The organism is Mesorhizobium tamadayense (genome assembly GCF_003863365.1).
GTDB lineage: Bacteria > Pseudomonadota > Alphaproteobacteria > Rhizobiales > Rhizobiaceae > Mesorhizobium > Mesorhizobium tamadayense.
This window is the reverse complement of sequence record NZ_RQXT01000138.1, coordinates 1-1,908: the sequence shown is the minus strand read 5'-3', so window position 1 is coordinate 1,908 and position 1,908 is coordinate 1. Positions and strand designations below refer to the sequence as shown.

The 1,908-nt window shown below is 56.1% G+C and carries 1 protein-coding gene; it reads right to left on the bottom strand.

What is annotated here, in order from left to right:
- Window positions 1-401 precede the first annotated feature (401 nt).
- Window positions 402-1,908: putative bifunctional diguanylate cyclase/phosphodiesterase (locus EH240_RS36785; RefSeq protein WP_148101178.1), on the bottom strand; the 1,507-nt coding region annotated here is incomplete at its 5' end.

The window sequence follows — 1,908 nt, the reverse complement described above, 5'->3', positions numbered from 1 at the left end:
GTTGCACGCTTCACGAAAACTGGGCTGCTGAACGCCTCAGGGTTCATTCGTTCCTCTCAACCTGCTGAACAGTAGTTTGCGTGAACAGGGGCCTTGTCTCAACACCCGCGGACCATTGCAGAATGTGTTGTCAGGGCAATGACGGTTCAAGAGGAAAGCAACGGCGTGATGCCCCCGGCAGGCCAGCAGGCCGATACCAGGCATACTGCTGCAAGAGCGGCTTACCAGGTGGCAAATCTGCATCGTTCCGAGGCGATCAGCTCGATCTGATGCTTCGTCAGAGGGCAACTCCCAGTGCTTGCACTCGGGCTTGCGGCCTTCAGCCTAGCCGAGCAAGGCGGCCGTTCTCGTCGAGATAGGAGGCAACCAGACCATCGCCGCCAAGGTGTCGGTCCTGCTAGTCAAGTACCGAGCTCCTGACCGAACGGCTTCGCAGCAATGCCAGGAACGTCGTCAATCCGGTCAGGTCTCCCGATTAAATAGCCTTGGGCTTCATCACATCCGACGCGGCGCAGGTAGTCGAGCTGGTCGAGAGTTTCCACGCCTTCGGCCGTTACCTCAATTCGAAGCTCATGCGCCAGTTGAACTAATGATCTTACAATCGCGGCGCAGTCCGCATCGGTCAGCATATCCTGGACAAAAGACCGGTCGATCTTGAGCCGCGAAAGAGGCAATTTACGAAGATACGTGAGGGATGAAAAGCCAGTGCCAAAATCATCAAGAGCAACTGTGACGGACAGAAAACTCAACGATTGCAATAATGAAATAGCGTCTTCAAAATCCGAAATCAGCACCGATTCCGTGATCTCGACCTCCAGTCTTTCTGGCTCCAAACCGGTCTCCGACAGGGCCGATACTATTCCATCCAATAACCCCTTGTCCTTAAGCTGCACTGCCGACAAATTGACGGAGACCCGCAAGTCGCGCGGCCATTGCGCCGCGGCCAAGCAAGCCGTCTTGACGGCCCAGTGTCCGATGTCGTGAATCAATCCGGTTTCTTCAGCGATAGGTATGAACTCCGAGGGAGGGATCGCGCCAAGTGTCGGATGCTGCCACCGCAGAAGCGCTTCAAAACCTCGGATGCGATCGCTCCCGAGATCGAGAAAGGGTTGAAATGCAAGCGAAAGCTGGTCATTGGCCAGAGCAGATGCCAGATCGCGTTCAAGGGCATGGCGCCTTGTGGCAGCTTCATCGTCGTTTGCGCCGAAAAACTGGATGGAACCCGTCCCCAGCGTCTTGGCCCTGTGTAGCGCGGTGTCGACGCACCGCAGGAGTTGATTGGCATCCAAACCGTCAGCGGGCGCCAAAGCGATACCGACAGAGGCCCTGCAATATATTTCGCGCCCTTCGATCAAGAAAGGCGCGCGCATGCCATCTATGATCTGTTTGGCCAAGGACCTGATTTGATCTGGCCTGATTTCGCGCGTGGCGATTACTGCAAATTCGCCACCCTCCAATCTGGCGATGCCATCGCCCTCCCGTGTCGATTTGCGAAGTCGCGCAGCCGCCTCGACCAAAAGGGCATCCGCTATTGCGCGGCCAAGGCGATCGTTCAGCTCGTCGAAATTGTTAAGATCGAACAAAAGCAGCGCAAAGTGCTGGTCAAACTGCTTTGCGTCCACCAAGGCGTTCTCCAGCCGCTCGTTGAAACTGAACCGGTTTGGCAAACTTGTTAGAACATCCCTGCGAATGGCATTTTCGCTTTCCGCCTGCAGAATGAAGCGCTGGGTAAATTCGGACGCGTGAGCAAGCACCGCACGAAACAGCGTGATGGCGTAACTCGCTATCAGGATTGCGACGGGCAGATTGACGGCGTCTTCTACCCACACGATCGCGACCGCCGAACCGACGAAGATCGGTAGCGTATACGCGATGACCGCAACAGGAATCGTGTAAAAGGAAGCGGCG